Source organism: Loktanella salsilacus (assembly GCF_024206795.1).
Lineage (GTDB): Bacteria > Pseudomonadota > Alphaproteobacteria > Rhodobacterales > Rhodobacteraceae > Loktanella > Loktanella salsilacus.
The window spans coordinates 1,811,982-1,828,738 of the sequence record NZ_CP072994.1 but is presented as its reverse complement, the minus strand read 5'-3'; the positions used below and the strand labels follow the sequence as shown (position 1 = coordinate 1,828,738).

Below are 16,757 nucleotides of genomic sequence, written 5' to 3'. Positions count from 1 at the left end.
CCTGCGCTGTCTTTGGTAACGCTGTCACGACGCAGCGCAGCATTTTGGCGCTTTGGGCAGACATATTTTAACTAAAGGTCAAATCTTACGCGCGGGCGGGGTCCCGCGCGAGGACAGAGGCACCCGCCGTGGGCGTGAGGCGCCAGAACCAGATGGTTGACGAGACCGAGACGAGCGCCAGCATCGCAAAGACCGCTGGAAAGTGGTCGATGTCGATGGCCGCGCCGCCATAGATGCCCTGCATCGCCTCTAGCCCGAATGCGGCGAGGGTGATGCCCATGGAGGCAGAGAGCTGCTGCAGGACTGAATTAAAGCTGGTCGCGCTGCCCATTTGCGGCGGCTCTACGTCGGAATAGGCAATGGCGTTGATGGCTGTGAATTGCAGCGAGCGGCAGATGCCGCCGACAAACAGCGTGGCGATCATCAGCAAATAAGGTGTTTGCGATGTGAAGCCTGCCGGGGCCAGCAACATTAGTGCGGCCAGTGCGGCGTTCACGACCAGCACCCGGCGAAAGCCGAAGCGGCGCAGAATGGGCTGGGCGATGAACTTCATCAGCATCGCACCGATGCCGGTGGCAAAGGTCATCATGCCGGATTGAAACGCGCTAAGGCCGAAGCCGATTTGAAACATCAGCGGCAGCAGGAACGGCAGCGCGCCGCCGCCGACACGGAATAGGGTGCCCCCGATGGTGGCGACGCGGAAGGTGGGGATGCGCAGCAGGCGCAGGTCCACCAGCGGCGCGGGGGTGATGCGGGCGTGGCGCACATAGGCGAGCGTGAGGGCGGCACCTGTCCCGATCAGGGCGACCAGCAGCGGCACGGGCGCTAGGCCAAGGCCCGCGATGGTGATGCCGGACAGGAACATCGCAAGGCCGGGGCCGATCAGCCAGAAGCCGCGGGCGTCGAAGGCGGGAACCGCGACCGGGGGCAGTTTCGGGATAAAACGGGTCACAAGGCTGACGCCAAGGATTGCGATGGGGATGTTGATCCAGAAGATCCAGCGCCAGTCGGCGTAGGTCGTGATGAAACCGCCCAAGGGTGGGCCTAGCACCGGGCCGATGAGCGCCGGCACGGTGAGCCATGCCAACGCGTTGACAAGGCCAGCCTTTGGCACGGCGCGCAGTACGATCAGGCGGCCGACGGGAACCATCATCGAGCCGCCAATGCCTTGGGCAATGCGCGCCAGAATCAGGGTGCCCAGCGTCGGGGCCATCGCACAGGCGACAGAGCCCAGCGCGAAGGTGATAATCGCAAGGCGGAACACGCGGCGCACGCCAAAGCGGTCAGCGGCCCAGCCAGAGGCGGGAATGAACACGGCAAGCGCCAGCAGGTAGGACGTCAGCGCCAGTTTCAGGTGGATCGGGTCGGTGTTCAGGTCGGCAGCAATTTGCGGCAGCGACGTGGACAGCACGGTGGCGTCGATGTTTTCCATCAGTAGCGCGGTCGCGACGATCAGGGGCGTGGTCCTGCTGCGCAAAACGCTGCGCATATTGGTCAAGCGAGGGCTGGTCGTGGAGCTGGGCATCGGGACACTCTTTGGGCTTGGCCTGATGTGGTCCGATTGGGCGGTCTTGGCAAGGGTGCCGGGTCACAAGGGCGTGCCCAACGAAAAAGGCCGCCCCCGAAGGAGCGGCCTTAAACTTTAGCAGGTGAGTAACTTACTCGTCGTCGTCGTTCCCGGCAGAGCCGAGATCGTCGAACAGTTCCTGAATTTCGAATTCAGCTGCTGCTTCTTCCTCAGCGGCGAGTTCCTGAATGGACTTGCCGGCGGCCTGAAGCTCTGCCTCTTCCTTGGAGCGGGCGACGTTCAGAGTGACCGTTGCCGTGACTTCGGGGTGCAGGTTCAGCGTGACGTCGTGCAGGCCCAGATCCTTGATCGGACCCTGCAGAACGACCTGATTGCGGTCGATCTTGAAGTCGTTTTCAGCAGCGGCATCAGCCACGTCACGTGGTGTGACGGAGCCGTACAGCGAGCCAGCGTCGGAAGCAGAACGGATGATGACGAAGGTTGCGCCATCGATCTTGTCTGCTTCAGCCTGAGCGGTCGCACGCGTTTCAGCGTTGCGCGTTTCCAGGGCAGCTTTTTCAGCTTCGAAGCGGGCCAGGTTTGCAGCGTTAACGCGCAGACCTTTGCCTTGTGGCAGCAGGAAGTTACGGGCGTAACCGTCCTTGACGTTCACGACTTCGCCCATTTGGCCAAGCTTGGCCACACGTTCCAGAAGAATGATTTGCATGATGTATGCTCCTTACTTCACGGCGTAGGGCAGCAGGGCCAGGAACCGTGCGCGCTTGATCGCTTGTGCGAGCTTGCGCTGGTTCTTGGAGCCGACGGCTGTGATACGGGCGGGGACGATCTTGCCGCGCTCAGAGATGTAGCGCTGCAGTGTGCGAGTGTCTTTGTAATCGATCGCGGGGGCTTCGTCGCCCTCGAACGGATCGGACTTACGACGACGGAAAAATGGTTTCGTTGCCATGATTTATGGTCCTTTCCTGATCTAAATTAACGGCGCTCGCGACGGGTGTCGCGTTCGTCGCGCTTTTGCATCTGCACGGAAGGCAGTTCGGCGTGTGCGTCGACCTTGATGGTCAGAACGCGCATCACGTCTTCATGCAAGCGCATCAGGCGTTCCATTTCCTGCACGGCGGACGCAGGCGCGTCAGAGCGCAGAAAGGCGTAGTGGCCCTTGCGGTTTTTGTTGATCTTATAGGCCATCGTTTTGACGCCCCAGTATTCACTGTCGACCAGCTTGCCGTCGTTGTCGGCCAGCACAGTGCCAAAGTGTTCGATCAGGGCTTCTGCTTGCGTGTTGGACAAGTCCTGACGCGCAATCATCACATGCTCGTAAAGCGGCATGGCGTTCCTTTACATATTGTTCGACGCATTTCATAGGACGGGACTAAAGACTTCCGCACCCCGACCACGAGAGACTGCGCAGTGAATAACCATTGCGGAAGTGGGCCGCTTATACACAACGCCGTGGATCGCGCAACCCGCCGCTTGCGCGGGGCGATGATTGGCGTCTGCTGCGAACCGGCGGGAATTAAGGATAGAAATTAGAGCAGAAGGCTAAAACTTAGCAAAGCCTTAACGCCGCCATGTTTTCGCCTCGAAGTCGGGGCTTTCTAATAAAACTTGAACCAATAGCAAAGAGAAGGTCCAGCCATGACGGACATGCCAGATACCAGCCGCACCGTTTCAGTCGCGTCGCGCCGCGTGAAACCGGCAGAAATGGTTGTGACAGGCTTTGCACTGCAAGAGGCGTATTGGGGCTACCGCGTCACCCCCGAAGGCGCGCCGCCGCTGCGGCTTGTTATAATGCAGTCCATCGCAATGTTGGGCGGGGCTGCTTTGATTGCTGCGTCTGTTGCGTTGATGTTCGCCAGCCGGTCGACGGATTTCGTGTTCATGATCCCAGCGATCATGTTGATTTTGGCCGCAGGCACCACGTTGATGTGGTTCGCGAGCCGGGGCACCATGATCAACATCGAGGTAGATTCGATGGCGGGTGAGGTGCGTGAAGTTGTGCGCAACCGGACGGGGGGGATGTCTGTCATCTCTCGTTACGGGTTTGATTGCGTGGGCAGCGTCTTTATCCAGCGCCCTACTGCGGGCACTGCAACGCTGATGCTGCGGTATCGCAATACGGCGCGGACCTTGGCCGTTGCGTCGGGTTCGGAATCTGATCTGGCGCGTCTGCGTGACCGGATGGGCCGCGATCTGATCGTCAGCCGCGACGTTGCTTAATCAGCGGACCTAGAACCTTGTGGCGGGCGGCACTTTAACGTCGCCCGACAAAACGGCGAGGCATCGCCGAACAGGACATGTTCATTCTTGCTGGATTGCTCTGCGACGTCTGTGCCGTCATCTGTTGGTTCAAGTTAAACAACCACCGGAGAGACCAGATTATGAAGATCCTGATGACGTCCGCCGCCGCCATGACCCTGCTGGCCGCACCTGCTTTTGCTGCACCCGAGGCTTATACGCTGGACTCCAGCCACAGCCAGATCGTGTTCGACTATAACCACCTTGGTTTCTCGACCGGGATGGGCATGTTTTCGGGCTTTGAGGGCACGATCCAGTTCGATCAAGAAGATCCGGCCAATTCATCTGTTGAAGTCGCGTTCCCTGTGCGCAGCATGATGACCGGCTGGGAAGCCCGCTTCGAGCACTTCATGTCCGCTGACTTCTTTGGCGCGACCGAAGACGAAATGGTGACGTTCAAGTCCACCGCCATCGAAGTGACAGGCGACAACACCGCATTGATCACCGGCGATCTGACGCTGAACGACGTGACCAAGTCGGTCGTTCTGGATGCCAAGCTGAACCAAGCGGCCGATCACCCGATGGAAGGCAAGCCTTGGGCTGGCTTCGACGCGACCACGACGCTGCTGCGCTCTGACTACAACGTCGGCCAGTTTGCACCCTTCGTCAGCGACGAAGTGAACGTCAAAATCTCGATCGAGGCGATGAAGGCTGAATAAGCCAGATTGCTGCCTGCGGCGCGATGCGTTGCGGGCGGCAGCTAACGGCTAAGATAAAGGATGCGAGGGTGGACAAACCGCCCTCGCATTTTTTGTTTTCGAAAGGGGCGATTAGATCGCCTTTTGATTGACGCGCTTTGACAGTTCTGCGGCGCTTTCTTTGCGTTCGCTATAGCGGTCGACAAGGTATTCTTTGTTGTCGCGGGTCAGCCGTGTGAACTTCATCAACTCCTCCATCACATCGACGATCCGGTCGTAGAATGGCGACGGCTTCATGCGGTCCGCATCGTCGAATTCCAAGAATGCCTTTGGGGTGGAGGATTGGTTGGGAATTGTCAGAAGGCGCATCCAGCGGCCAAGGATGCGCAGCTGGTTGACGGTGTTGAAGCTTTGGCTGCCGCCGCTGACCTGCATGACGGCCAGCGTCTTGCCCTGCGTGGGGCGCACCCCGCCAAGGGATAGGGGAATCCAGTCGATCTGGGTTTTCATGATGCCCGTCATCGCGCCGTGGCGTTCGGGGGAACACCAGACCATGCCGTCGGACCAAGTGACCAGATCGCGCAGTTCCTGCACCTTGGGATGGCTGGCGTCCGCATCGTCCGGCAGCGGCAGGCCCGAGGGGGAATAGGTGCGGGTTTCGGCACCCAGCTGGGTCAGGATGCGCGCGGCTTCCTCTGTCACAAGGCGGCTGAATGACCGGTCCCGCAGGGATCCATAGAGCAGCAGAATGCGCGGGGCGTGGGCGCTTTGCGCAGGTGCGGTCAGGCGGTCCGGGGCGGCGGCCTCAAAATGCGCGGCGTCTAGGTTGGGCGTGTCAGTCAAGGCGGTTTCCTTCCGCGTCAATCAGGGGTGTGCCGTCCTCTTTGGTCATCGGGCCGGGGGGCAGGCGGTCGAGCAGGTCCAGCACAGCCTCGCTTGGGCGGCACAGGCGCACGCCTTTGGGCGAGCAGACGATGGGGCGGTTCACCAGAATAGGATGCTGGATCATCGCATCCAGCAGGGCGTCGTCACCGACGGCAGGGTCCAGCAGGCCCAGTTCGGCGGCAGGCGATTTGGATGTGCGCAGAGCGGTGCGCGGTGTCAGTCCCGCAGCCGCAAACAAGGCCAGCAGTTGCGGGCGGGTCCAGCCAGTATCGAGGTAGGGGATCACGGTGGGGGTTTGCCCTGCGGCAGTGATGATCGCCAGCACGTTGCGCGACGTGCCGCAGTCTGGATTGTGATGGATGACGATGGTCATGCGGCACCTTTATCTTTGGGAAACCAGTGTTGTGTTTTGTTAGCGAAGGCGACGAGGGACAGCATCACCGGCACTTCGACCAAGACGCCGACGACGGTGGCCAGCGCGGCGCCAGAGCCGAGGCCGAACAGGCTGATCGCCACGGCGACGGCCAGTTCAAAGAAGTTAGAGGTGCCGATCAGGGCGCAGGGGGCGGCGACGTTGAACGGGATACCCCAAGCGCGCGCCGCGCCATAGGCGATGAAAAAGATGCCGTAGGACTGGATCAGCAGCGGCACCGCAATCATGGCAATGACGAGGGGGCGATCGAAAATCACCTCTCCTTGAAAGGCGAATAGCAGCACGACGGTCACCAGCAGGCCGATGATCGAGAAGGGCTGCACGCGAGACTTGAAGGTGGCGACGGCGGCTTCGCCTCCGTTTGCGATCAAGCGCTGGCGCGTCAGGTATCCGGCCAGCAGGGGGAGCATGACGTAAAGGCCGACGGAGAGCAGCAGGGTGTCCCATGGCACGACAATGTTCGTCGCGCCCAGCAGAAAGGCGACGATGGGGGCAAAGGCGAAAACCATGATCACGTCATTCACGCTGACCTGCACCAGCGTATAGGTGGCGTCGCCGCGCGTCAGGTTCGACCAGACGAACACCATCGCCGTGCAAGGGGCCGCGCCCAGCAGGATGACGCCTGCCAGATAGGCCTGCGCGTCGTCCGGCGGGATCAGCCCGGCAAAGACGTAGTTAAAGAACAACACGCCCAGCGCGGCCATGGTGAAGGGTTTGATCAGCCAGTTGACCACCAGCGTAACGACCAGCCCCTTGGGTTTGTCGCCCACCTGCCGCAGCGCGCCGAAGTCGACGCCGACCATCATCGGATAGACCATCGCCCAGATCAGCACCGCGACGGGCAGGTTCACCGAGGCGATTTCCAGCGCCGCGAGGGCAGCAAAGGCGCTGGGAAAGAGGTTGCCCAGCAAAAGACCGGCCCCAATCGCCAGCGCGACCCAGACGGACAGCCAGCGTTCAAAGGTGCCAAGGCCAGCGGCGGCGGGAAGCGGTGTGTCGGTCATGTCAGGCTTTCTGATGTGCAGGGGGCGGGCATCTGCGCCTAGCAGGCGCAGGCGATTTCGTTGATGACGGGTTGGCACAGGTCGGGACGACCGCCGCAGCAATCCTCCATCAAAAAGGCGAGCAGGCCGCGCATCCCGTCCATGTCGGCGAAATAGCGGATGCTGCGCCCTTCGCGGGTGCTGCGGATCAGGCCCGCGCGGGCCAGGATGGAGAGGTTTGCGGACATCGTGTTTTGGCGCACCTTAAGGGTGTCGCTGATGTCGCCAGCAGACATGCCCGCGTCCCCTGCCTTGATCAAAAGGCGGAAGACGTCGAGGCGGGTGGCTTGGCTGAGCGCTGCGAAGGCGTCGAGGGCGTTTTCTTTATCCATATATCGAGAAGTATTGATATGATGAGTGGCGGTCAAGTTTTATGTGTGCGGCATGTGACGTGATACCCGCCGCAGTCAGACTGCGGCGGGTTTTTAGGGGTGGGCTTATTCGGCCCGGGTGGCGGTCAGGGCGATGTCGACGGTGACATCGAAGGCAAGGTTCGTCTCGTCATTCATGCTGTCGCCGATGGCGTAGGTTTGGCGGTTCAGCGTGGTGCTGCCCTGAATGGTGGCGGTGTTGCCATCCAGCGTCAGGGTGAAGGGCAGGGTGACGGGGGCGGCGGTGTCTTTTAGCGTCAGGGTGCCGTCCGCGACATAGCCGTCCGCCGTTTTGGTGATCGGCGCGGTGAAGGTGGCGGTGGGGAAGGATTCGGCGTTGAAGAAATCCGCGCCCATGGCCTGATCGGTGACAGAGCCGAGGGTTAGCGAGCCGATGGCGATGGTGACTTCGACCTGACCTGCGTCAGTGTCCGCGTCGGGATCAAAGGTGATGGCGGCGGTCCAGTCGGCAAAGCTGCCTTGCACGGGCTTGCCGAATTGCGTGACGGTGATGGCAAGGGAGCCGTCTTGAACCGTCCAGTCAGAGGCGACTTGATCCAATGCGGCGGCCTGCGGGGCGTCTTCGGCCGGGCCGTTCAGGGCGAAGGCGGTGAGGGCACCGATGGCGACGACTGCGGCGGCCAGCAGGGGGGCGGCGATGGGGGTGCGGTGGTACCCGGCGTCAGGCGCAACGGTTTTGCCAAACCACATCCGGCGGATTGTGGCGTCGCGATCGATGATGTGATGTTTCAGCGCGCCAGCGATGTGCAGCAGCAGGGCGCCGATCATCACCTTACCAAAGACCCAGTGCAGGCTGTCGAACAGATGTGCGGTGGCATCGGACTTGGACACGAAGGGTAGGGATTGGCCGAACGGCCACCAGATGGGCGCGAAACCTGTGGTGGCGGCATGGCTGATCCAGCCAGTCAGGGGGGTGATAACAAGGGCGGCGTATAGAAGCCAGTGGATCACCTCTGCCAGCAACGTCTCTGCCCGGCGTTCGGGGTGCAGGGGGCCGGGTTTGGGGTGGCTAAGTGCCCAGATGATACGGGCGAGGGCGACAAAGAAAACGGCGACGCCAAGGGTTTTGTGGATCGTGAAAAGCTGCGCCTTTTGGGCGAGCGCCTCGTTCGTGTCATAGGCCATGTCGGACGCGATGATCCCCAGCGGGATGATGGTCAGGATCAAGGCGGCGGTCAGCCAGTGCAGCACCTTCGTCACTGTACCGTAGGTGGTCGGATGGGTCATGGCGCGTCCTTTTGCGAAGTTGCCCCAACGATAGCCTGCGCTGCATTGCGGCACAATTTGCGATGACGCAGGGGCATTGTGCGGCGGCGCGGTGCAGGCTAGACCCATGCCCGACACGCAGCAAAAGGGGCAAATCCATGCGGGCATTCGTATTTCCAGGGCAAGGCGCACAGGCCATCGGTATGGGGCAGGATCTGGCAAACGCCTATCCAGCGGCGCGCGCCGTGTTTGAAGAAGTCGATGATGCGCTGGGTGAAGCGCTGTCGGCGCTGATCTTTGACGGCAATCTGGAAACGCTGACGCTGACCCGCAACGCGCAGCCTGCGCTGATGGCGGCGTCCATGGCCGCGATGCGCGCGCTAGAGGCGGAAGGCATCGCGATCACGGATGCGGATTTCGTCGCGGGCCATTCGCTGGGGGAATATAGTGCCTTGGCCGCCGCTGGTGCGCTGGGGATCGCGGATTGTGCGCGGCTGCTGCGTGTGCGCGGTGATGCGATGCAGCAGGCCGTGCCGCAGGGCGTCGGCGCGATGGCGGCGATCCTTGGCCTGGATGCGGCGACGGTGGCGCAGATTGCAGAGGATGCGGCGCAGGGCGAAGTTTGCCAATTGGCGAACGAGAATGATCCGGCGCAGAACGTGATCTCTGGCCATGTGGCGGCGGTCGAGCGGGCGGCGGTGCTGGCCAAGGCGGCGGGTGCAAAGCGGGCGTTGATGCTGCCGGTGTCTGCGCCGTTCCACTGCGCCTTGATGCAGCCTGCGGCGGATGTGATGCGCGGCGCGCTGCATGACACGCCGATGCAGGCGCCAGCGGTGCCCTTGGTCGCCAACGTGACCGCGCTGCCCGTGACGGACCCGGATACGATCCGCGCGCAGCTGGTCAGCCAAGTCGCGGGCCGAGTGCGCTGGGCGTCGTCGGTCGAGTGGATGGCGGCGCAGGGCGTCACGTCGTTTATTGAAATTGGGGCCGGTAAGGCCTTGTCGGGCATGATCCGGCGCATTGCAAAAGAGGCGGGCACGGCGAATGTCGGCACTGCCGCAGAGGCCGTGGCTGTCGCCGCCGCCATCAAAGGAGAAGCATAATGTTTGATCTGACAGGTAAGACGGCGCTGGTCACGGGCGCATCTGGCGGCATTGGCGGCGCGATTGCGACGGCGCTGCATAATGCGGGGGCCACGGTTGGTCTGTCCGGCACGCGGGTGGAGCCGCTGGAGGCCTTGGCGGCGCAGCTGGGCGACCGCGTGCATGTGCTGCCCTGCAACCTGAGCGATGCAGAGGCTGTTACCGCCCTGCCCAAGCAGGCGATCGAGGCGATGGGGTCCTTGGATATTCTGGTGAACAACGCGGGCATCACCCGCGATAACCTGTTCATGCGGATGTCGGATGATGAATGGTCCAGTGTGCTTGATGTGAACCTGACCAGCACCATGCGTCTGTGCAAAGGCGCGATCCGGGGCATGATGAAGGCGCGTTGGGGCCGGATCATCAACATCTCTTCTGTGGTTGGCGCGACGGGCAACCCCGGTCAGGCAAACTATGCGGCGTCCAAGGCGGGCATGGTCGGCATGAGCAAGTCGATTGCCTATGAGGTCGCCAGCCGCGGTATCACCGTGAACTGCGTCGCCCCCGGCTTCATCGCCACGGCGATGACGGACAAGCTGAACGACGACCAAAAGGGTGCGATTCTGGGGCAGATCCCAGCGGGCCGCATGGGCGAGGCCGAAGAGATTGCGGCTGCTGTGCTTTATCTTTCCAGCAAGGAAGCGGCCTATGTCACAGGTGCGACCTTGCATGTGAATGGCGGAATGGCCATGCTCTGACGCAAGGCCTTTGCGGGGGGCGGGAAAGCGTTTGCGCGCACCCAAATCTCTGCTATAGGCCACGCAGCATCGGACGGGCCCCTTCGGCGGCCAGTTCAACAACCGGGCATTAACCGATAATTGGTGACGGCCCATCTGGAACGTGAGGAATTGTTCATGAGCGAAGTCGAAGACCGCGTACGCAAAATCGTTGTGGAGCACCTTGGTGTTGAAGAGGACAAAGTTGTCGAGAGCGCGTCGTTCATCGACGACCTGGGCGCAGACAGCCTTGACACCGTCGAGCTGGTCATGGCCTTCGAGGAAGAGTTCGGGATCGAGATCCCTGACGACGCCGCCGAGACGATCCAGACTTTCGGCGATGCCGTGAAGTTCATCAAGGGCGCGCAGTAAGCGTATCCCTTTGCCGCTGACCTGAGGGTCGGGGGCTTTGATTTAAAGCGGCCCTTGCGTAAAGCGGGGGCCGTTTTTTGTTGTGCGGTCGCGTGGTCGCGTGTCGGGGATCGGACCAGCTGTGCTGGTCCGATCCGTTGGGGGGCTTTGCCCGCCGCCGGCTGGTTCTTGAACCAGTGGCGCACCAACCGGCGTCCCCCCAAGGTATTTTCGACCACAAGAAGGGGTGGCGGGACCGGAGCGAAAATGCGGGGTCAGCAAGCTTTGGGCGGATCACGCAGGAATGAGGCTCGCCTCTTGCCCATTTGCGCCCTGTCGCGGTATCAGGGCCGGAATTATGTGTTGAGGGGATCAATGATGCGCCGCGTCGTTATAACAGGACTTGGACTTGTCACGCCGCTGGCGGATGGAGTTGAGGAAAGCTGGTCGCGTATTCTGGACGGTCAGTCCGGGGCCGGGACGATCAAGGGTTTCGATACCGAAGGGCTTGTGACGAACTATGCCTGCGAAGTACCGCTGGGTGATGGGACGAACGGCACCTTTAACGGTGACAAGTATATGGAGCCCAAAGAGCAGCGGAAGGTTGATACCTTTATTCTGTTTGGCATGGCTGCGGCGCAGCAGGCTGTGGAGGACAGCGGCTGGATGCCGACAGAGCGCGAAGATCAAGAGCGCACCGGCGTTTTGATCGGGTCCGGTATCGGCGGTCTGAATTCCATCGCGAATACGGCTGTGATGATGGCAGAGAAGGGCCCGCGCCGCGTGTCGCCGTTCTTTGTCCCCGGCGCGTTGATTAACTTGATTTCGGGTCAGGTCAGCATTCGTTACGGTTTCCGCGGGCCGAACCATTCGGTCGTGACGGCCTGTTCCACCGGATCGCATGCGATTGGCGACGCGAGCCGTCTGATCCAGCATGGCGATGCGGATGTGATGATTGCGGGCGGCGCGGAAGCGGCGATTTGCAAGATTGGTATTGCGGGCTTTAACGCCTGCAAGGCGCTGTCGACGAAATACACCGATGATCCTGCCAAGGCGAGCCGGCCTTGGGACAAGACCCGCGACGGCTTTGTCATGGGCGAAGGTGCGGGCATTGTGGTGCTGGAAGAGTACGAGCACGCCAAGGCGCGCGGTGCAAAGATTTATGCGGAAGTCTTGGGTTACGGCCTGTCTGGCGATGCGCATCACATCACTGCGCCGCCCCCGGATCATGAGGGTGCAGAGCGGGCGATGCGGGCGGCCTGCCGCAATGCAGGCATTGAGCCAAGCCAGATCGACTATGTGAACGCGCATGGCACGTCCACGATGGCCGATACGATTGAGCTGGGTGCGGTCGAGCGTTTGGTTGGACCGGAAGCGGCAGCAAAACTGACGATGTCATCGACCAAGTCGATGACGGGACACTTGCTGGGTGCTGCTGGCGCGATCGAGGCGATCTTTGGCGTTTTGGCGATCCGCGATCAGGTCGCGCCGCCGACGATCAACCTTGAGGATCTGGACTGCGAGACGACCGTTGACCTGTGCGCAAACGGCAAGGTTGAACGTAAGATCGACGTGGTGTTGTCGAACTCCTTCGGCTTTGGCGGCACGAATGCGACGCTGGTGCTGGGGAAAGTCCGCTAATGTGGCGACATATTGCGGCGAACGGCATTACGTTTCTGATCGTGGCCCTGTTCCTTGGGGCCGGCGTGATCGTCTGGGGCACGCAGTCTTATAAGGCTGCGGGGCCTTTGGCGCAGGGCATTTGTTTGCAGGTCGCGCCGGGGTCGAACATGCGGCTGGTCAGCGCGCAGCTGGAAGATCAGGGGGCTGTCAGCTCTGGTGCGATTTTCCGGATGGGGGCTGATTATACGGATCGGTCTGGCAGCCTGAAAGCGGGTAGCTTTTTGGTGCCCGAAGGCGCGTCGATGGCCGAGATTGTTGATCTGGTGACCAGCAGCGGGCAAAGCACTTGCGGCACCGAAGTGGTGTACCGCGTGGGTGTGCGGCGCAATCTGGTGCAGGTGCGCGAGCTGGATCCGGCGACGAGCAACTATGCCGAAGTGGCAGAGTTCGATCCTGCGGTGGACGAAGCCCCGGCAGAGTATGAGGCAGTTAAGCAAGAGGCTGATACGCGCTATCGTCTGGCTGTGGCCGAGGGCGTGACGAGTTGGCAGATTGCCAATGCGCTGCGCGAGATTGATATTCTGGACGGCGAGATTGCCGAGACGCCAGCAGAGGGTAGCCTTGCGCCCGATAGCTATGAGTTCTTGCCCGGCGGTGCCCGGGCGGCGATTATTGCGCGGATGCAGGCGGCGCAGGAGCAGATTTTGGCTGACGCTTGGGCTGCGCGGGCTGACGGGCTGCCGGTGGCGACGCCAGAGGAAGCCTTGATCCTGGCGTCCTTGGTCGAAAAAGAGACCGGCGTGCCGACAGAGCGGCGTCAGGTGGCCAGTGTTTTCGTCAACCGGCTGGAGCGCGGCATGCGGTTGCAGACGGACCCGGCGGTGATTTACGGCGTCACCAAGGGCGAAGGCATTCTGGGGCGCGGATTGCGCCGCAGCGAGTTGGATGCGCCAACGCCTTGGAACACTTATGTGATTCCAGCGCTGCCGCCGACCCCGATTGCGAACCCCGGAAAGGCCAGCATCGAGGCTGCGTTGAACCCCGACACCACGGACTTTGTGTTCTTTGTGGCGGATGGCAGCGGCGGTCACGCCTTTGCTGTGACGCTGGACGAGCACAACCGCAACGTTGCGGCGTGGCGCAAGATCGAGGCGGAGCAGGCAAGCGGCAACTAAGCTAGACTGCGCGCGAAAATTGGGGCTGCACGGTTTCTTAACAGGACCGTGCAGCCCTTTTTTGTGGCTCATGCTTTGTTAGGGTTTTTGCCGCAGGCTGGTGGCGAGCTGGAAGACTGATCCCTTTGCGCCTGCCTCCCATCTGATTGGGGCTTGGGACGGACTCTACTGTCACGGAAGCTTTCGGACAGGTTTTAATCATATGACAAAACCGGATGACGCGGCGCCTTTTGGGCGGGCGGAGGCGCTTGCGCGGGTGCGCGAGCTGGCGGGGTTTTATACCGCGCTAAAGGCGACATTTCTTGAACAACTTGGACTGATCGGGGGGCCGGGCGGGCTGCCGTCCAAGGCGCATGCCGTGAAGCTGGCGGAACTACAGGCGACCCATGTTCACCTTTTGAAAGCCGAGGAACAGTTCATTGAGAAATTCGGGCAAGGCACGGACGACGCGGACATCAACCATGACGAAATCCGCGATGACATTGGGCGCAGGCTTGATCGCATCCGCGCCGCCGGAACAGAGGGCGGCGTTTTTAGCCGGGCTGAGCGACCGGGAACTGCGGGCCCTGCCGCATCTGTTTGAGTTCTGGGCGATGCCGCACCAGCTGCCGCCGCCGGGCGACTGGCGGTCTTGGGTGATCCTTGGCGGGCGGGGTGCAGGCAAGACGCGTGCGGGCGCGGAATGGGTGCGGTCGATGGTTGAGGGGCCGGTGCCGCGCGCCAAGGGGCGGGCGCGGCGTGTGGGGATCATTGGCGAGACCTATGATCAGGCGCGCGAGGTGATGGTGTTCGGGGACAGTGGCATTATGGCCTGCGCGCCCAAGGACCGGCGGCCTGAATGGATCGCGGGGCGCAAGATGCTGCGTTGGCCAAATGGCGCGGTGGCGTTCCTGTATTCGGCGTTTGACCCAGAGGCGCTGCGCGGGCCGCAGTTTGATGCGGTCTGGGCGGACGAGTTGGCGAAGTGGAAGCAGGGGCAGGCGACCTGGGACATGGTGGAGTTTTGCTTGCGTCTGGGGCGTGACCCACGGGCGTGCATCACGACGACCCCCCGCAATGTGTCGGTGCTGCGCGATATGCTGGAGCGAGGGAGCACGGTGCAGACCCATGCGACGACCTTTGCCAATGCGGCGAACCTTGCGCCGGGGTTCCTAGAGGAGGTGCAGCGGCGCTTTGCCGGGACGCGGCAAGGGCGGCAAGAGCTGGACGGGGTGCTGCTGTCGGATGCGCCGGGGGCGCTGTGGTCGAGCGGGGCGCTGGAGGACGCGCTGGTGACGGCGGTGCCCACGCTGGACCGGATCATCGTAGCGGTGGACCCGCCGACGACGGGGCACAAGGGATCGGACGCCTGCGGGATCGTGGTGGCAGGCGCGATCACACAGGGACCGCCGCAGAACTGGAAAGCCTATGTGCTAGAGGACGCAACGGTGCAGGCGGCATCCCCGCTGGAATGGGCGCGGGCGGCGGTGGCGGCCTTGCGGCGGCATAATGCGGACCGGTTGGTGGCCGAGGTCAATCAGGGCGGCGATATGGTCGAGGCGATTGTGCGGCAGGTCGACCCGCTGGTGCCGTATCGCAAGGTGACGGCGACCAAGGGCAAGGTGGCGCGGGCCGAGCCTGTGGCGGCGCTGTATGAACAGGGCCGTGTGGCGCATGTGCGGGGTCTGTCCACGCTCGAGGATCAGATGTGTCTGATGACGACGGGTGGCTTCGCGGGGTCTGGGTCACCTGACCGGGTGGATGCGCTGGTCTGGGCGCTGCACGAGCTGATGATCGGCCCGGCGCAGGGCTGGCACGCGCCGCGTATGCGCAGCCTGTAGGGCGTTGCGCCCCGCCTTTGCCGCGCGGGCGGTGGGGGCGGGGATCGTTCAGATTTGGATGTCAGAACATTTGATATCGAATGACGTGCGGCGGGACCAAGGAGGTGGCGATGTTTGAATTCTTCGGCAAGGGGGCTGGGCGCGCGGAGGCGGTGCCAGAGGTCAAAGCCTCTGCTGCTGGTCCTTTGGTGGCGATTGCCAGCCATGGCCGGGCGGCTTGGGGTGCGCGGGATACGGGCACGCTGACGCGGTCCGGGTTTCTGACGAACCCTGTGGGATTTCGCGCGGTGAAGCTGATTGCAGAGGCAGCAGCTGCGCTGCCGCTGGTCGTGCAGGACCGGGTGCAGCGGTATGACACGCATCCGGTGCAGGATCTGCTGGCGCGGCCTAACGGCGCGCAGGGCACGGCAGAGTTGCTGGAGGCGGTTTACGGGCAGCTTTTGCTGAACGGTAACGCCTATCTGGAAGGTGTGGGCGAGGGTGGTCTGCCGGTCGAGATGCATGTGCTGCGGTCGGACCGGATGCGGGTGATCCCTGGCGCGGATGGCTGGCCTGCCGCCTATGAATACACGGTCGGCGGGCGCAAGGCGCGCTTTGACGTCGCGGGGGATGTCAGCCCCGTGTGCCATATCAAGAGCTTTCATCCGCAAGACGACCACTATGGTTTCAGCCCGATGCAGGGGGCAGCGAATGCGGTCGATGTGCATAACGCGGCAAGCGCTTGGTCCAAGGCGCTGCTGGATAATGCGGCACGGCCGTCTGGCGCGATTATCTATCGCGGCGCGGATGGGCAAAGCCAGTTGAGCCACGATCAGTACACGCGTTTGGTGGATGAGATGGAGAGCCAACATCAAGGCGCGCGCAATGCGGGACGACCGATGTTGCTGGAGGGTGGTTTGGATTGGAAGCCGATGGGCTTTTCGCCCTCCGATATGGAGTTTCAGAAAACCAAAGAGGCCGCCGCGCGCGAGATCGCGATTGCCTTTGGTGTGCCGCCGATGCTGCTGGGCATCCCGGGGGACGCGACCTACGCCAATTACCAAGAGGCGAACCGGGCGTTTTACCGGCTAACGGTGCTGCCGCTTGCGACGCGGGTGACGAGCGCGATTGCAGACTGGCTGTCCGATTTCAGCGGCGAGCGGCTGGATATTCGCCCCGACCTTGACCAGATCGCGGCGCTGTCGGGCGAGCGTGACAGTCAGTGGCGGCGGGTGTCCGAGGCCAGTTTCCTAAGTGACGCGGAAAAGCGGCGGTTGCTGGGGCTGCCGGCGCAGGAGGTGGAGTGATGCGCGAGAAGATCGTCAAACTGACGGTTGCGCCGCGCAGCGATGCGCCCGTGCGGGGGGATGACCCTTGGAACACGCAGATTGGCGCACGGCTGTCGGGGATCGAGCGTTTGCTGCGGCGGCTGGAATGGCAGGTCTGGGGCCTTGCTTGCGGGGCGAGCGGTCTGCTGGTGCTGGAAATCTTGCGCCATCTGGCGCGGGTGTAAGTGTGACAGGAGGGATTG

Annotated in this window: 20 protein-coding genes; 11 read left to right on the top strand and 9 right to left on the bottom strand. The window is 62.4% G+C overall.

Annotation, left to right across the window (positions count from 1 at the left end; translation table 11 throughout):
• Window positions 1–85: 85 nt before the first annotated feature.
• The 4 genes from KBW81_RS09010 to rpsF all read right to left on the bottom strand — a co-directional run bounded on the left by KBW81_RS09010 (window position 86) and on the right by rpsF (window position 2,854).
• On the bottom strand, window positions 86–1,525 hold the full coding sequence (locus KBW81_RS09010; protein ID WP_254246935.1) for a DHA2 family efflux MFS transporter permease subunit: 1,440 nt from the start codon (window positions 1,523–1,525) through the stop codon (window positions 86–88).
• Between the two features lie 133 nt (window positions 1,526–1,658).
• Window positions 1,659–2,234, bottom strand: a complete 576-nt coding sequence (gene rplI, locus KBW81_RS09005; protein WP_090187499.1) for a 50S ribosomal protein L9 — start codon at window positions 2,232–2,234, stop codon at window positions 1,659–1,661.
• Window positions 2,235–2,246: 12 nt separating this feature from the next.
• Window positions 2,247–2,474 carry a 30S ribosomal protein S18 gene (rpsR, locus tag KBW81_RS09000; protein ID WP_090187501.1) on the bottom strand — a complete coding sequence of 76 codons (228 nt, stop codon included), beginning with the start codon at window positions 2,472–2,474 and terminating at the stop codon, window positions 2,247–2,249.
• 26 nt (window positions 2,475–2,500) lie between these two features.
• Window positions 2,501–2,854: a 30S ribosomal protein S6 gene (gene rpsF, locus KBW81_RS08995; RefSeq protein WP_090187504.1), complete on the bottom strand. Its 354-nt coding sequence runs from the start codon at window positions 2,852–2,854 to the stop codon at window positions 2,501–2,503.
• Between the two features lie 309 nt (window positions 2,855–3,163).
• Here rpsF and KBW81_RS08990 point away from each other — a divergent pair, with 309 nt between their 5' ends.
• Entirely contained in the window at window positions 3,164–3,745 is a 582-nt protein-coding gene (locus KBW81_RS08990) for a hypothetical protein (protein ID WP_254246934.1), read from the top strand.
• 161 nt (window positions 3,746–3,906) lie between these two features.
• Entirely contained in the window at window positions 3,907–4,482 is a 576-nt protein-coding gene (locus KBW81_RS08985) for a YceI family protein (protein WP_090187508.1), read from the top strand.
• Between the two features lie 111 nt (window positions 4,483–4,593).
• On the opposite strand, the gene arsH is transcribed toward KBW81_RS08985, so the two are convergent.
• From arsH to KBW81_RS08960, 5 genes are all read right to left on the bottom strand, one after another.
• Window positions 4,594–5,304 (bottom strand): arsenical resistance protein ArsH, encoded by a 711-nt coding sequence (arsH, locus tag KBW81_RS08980; protein WP_302059160.1) that lies wholly within the window; start codon window positions 5,302–5,304, stop codon window positions 4,594–4,596.
• The gene (gene arsC / locus KBW81_RS08975; RefSeq protein WP_090187513.1) at window positions 5,297–5,719 is read right to left on the bottom strand and encodes an arsenate reductase (glutaredoxin); all 423 of its coding nucleotides are present in this window, start codon (window positions 5,717–5,719) and stop codon (window positions 5,297–5,299) included. Before arsC ends, arsH begins: the two co-directional genes overlap by 8 nt.
• On the bottom strand, window positions 5,716–6,783 hold the full coding sequence (gene arsB, locus KBW81_RS08970; RefSeq protein WP_254246933.1) for an ACR3 family arsenite efflux transporter: 1,068 nt from the start codon (window positions 6,781–6,783) through the stop codon (window positions 5,716–5,718). Before arsB ends, arsC begins: the two co-directional genes overlap by 4 nt.
• 38 nt (window positions 6,784–6,821) lie before the next feature.
• Window positions 6,822–7,154 (bottom strand): ArsR/SmtB family transcription factor, encoded by a 333-nt coding sequence (locus KBW81_RS08965; protein WP_254246932.1) that lies wholly within the window; start codon window positions 7,152–7,154, stop codon window positions 6,822–6,824.
• 105 nt (window positions 7,155–7,259) lie between these two features.
• Entirely contained in the window at window positions 7,260–8,441 is a 1,182-nt protein-coding gene (locus KBW81_RS08960) for a cytochrome b/b6 domain-containing protein (RefSeq protein ID WP_254246931.1), read from the bottom strand.
• Window positions 8,442–8,578: 137 nt separating this feature from the next.
• Between KBW81_RS08960 and fabD the strand changes: the two genes are divergently transcribed.
• The 9 genes from fabD (at window position 8,579) to KBW81_RS08915 (ending at window position 16,739) form a co-directional block, all read left to right on the top strand.
• The gene (fabD, locus tag KBW81_RS08955; protein ID WP_090187524.1) at window positions 8,579–9,523 is read left to right on the top strand and encodes an ACP S-malonyltransferase; all 945 of its coding nucleotides are present in this window, start codon (window positions 8,579–8,581) and stop codon (window positions 9,521–9,523) included.
• Entirely contained in the window at window positions 9,523–10,260 is a 738-nt protein-coding gene (gene fabG, locus KBW81_RS08950; RefSeq protein WP_090187527.1) for a 3-oxoacyl-[acyl-carrier-protein] reductase, read from the top strand. Before fabD ends, fabG begins: the two co-directional genes overlap by 1 nt.
• A gap of 156 nt (window positions 10,261–10,416) precedes the next feature.
• Window positions 10,417–10,650: an acyl carrier protein gene (locus KBW81_RS08945; protein WP_090187530.1), complete on the top strand. Its 234-nt coding sequence runs from the start codon at window positions 10,417–10,419 to the stop codon at window positions 10,648–10,650.
• A gap of 357 nt (window positions 10,651–11,007) precedes the next feature.
• Window positions 11,008–12,270, top strand: coding sequence for a beta-ketoacyl-ACP synthase II (gene fabF, locus KBW81_RS08940; RefSeq protein WP_090187759.1), 1,263 nt, complete (start codon window positions 11,008–11,010; stop codon window positions 12,268–12,270).
• A complete protein-coding gene (gene mltG / locus KBW81_RS08935) occupies window positions 12,270–13,427 on the top strand; it encodes an endolytic transglycosylase MltG (protein WP_254246930.1) in 1,158 nt (385 codons plus the stop codon). The genes fabF and mltG overlap by 1 nt, the downstream gene beginning before the upstream one ends.
• Before the next feature lie 202 nt (window positions 13,428–13,629).
• The gene (locus tag KBW81_RS08930) at window positions 13,630–14,010 is read left to right on the top strand and encodes a hypothetical protein (RefSeq protein ID WP_254246929.1); all 381 of its coding nucleotides are present in this window, start codon (window positions 13,630–13,632) and stop codon (window positions 14,008–14,010) included.
• Entirely contained in the window at window positions 13,904–15,247 is a 1,344-nt protein-coding gene (locus KBW81_RS08925) for a DNA-packaging protein (protein WP_254249030.1), read from the top strand. Before KBW81_RS08930 ends, KBW81_RS08925 begins: the two co-directional genes overlap by 107 nt.
• A 110-nt stretch (window positions 15,248–15,357) precedes the next feature.
• Complete coding sequence (locus tag KBW81_RS08920) at window positions 15,358–16,533, top strand: phage portal protein (protein WP_254246928.1); 1,176 nt, start codon at window positions 15,358–15,360, stop codon at window positions 16,531–16,533.
• Window positions 16,533–16,739, top strand: a complete 207-nt coding sequence (locus KBW81_RS08915) for a hypothetical protein (protein ID WP_090187543.1) — start codon at window positions 16,533–16,535, stop codon at window positions 16,737–16,739. The genes KBW81_RS08920 and KBW81_RS08915 overlap by 1 nt, the downstream gene beginning before the upstream one ends.
• Window positions 16,740–16,757 lie beyond the last annotated feature (18 nt).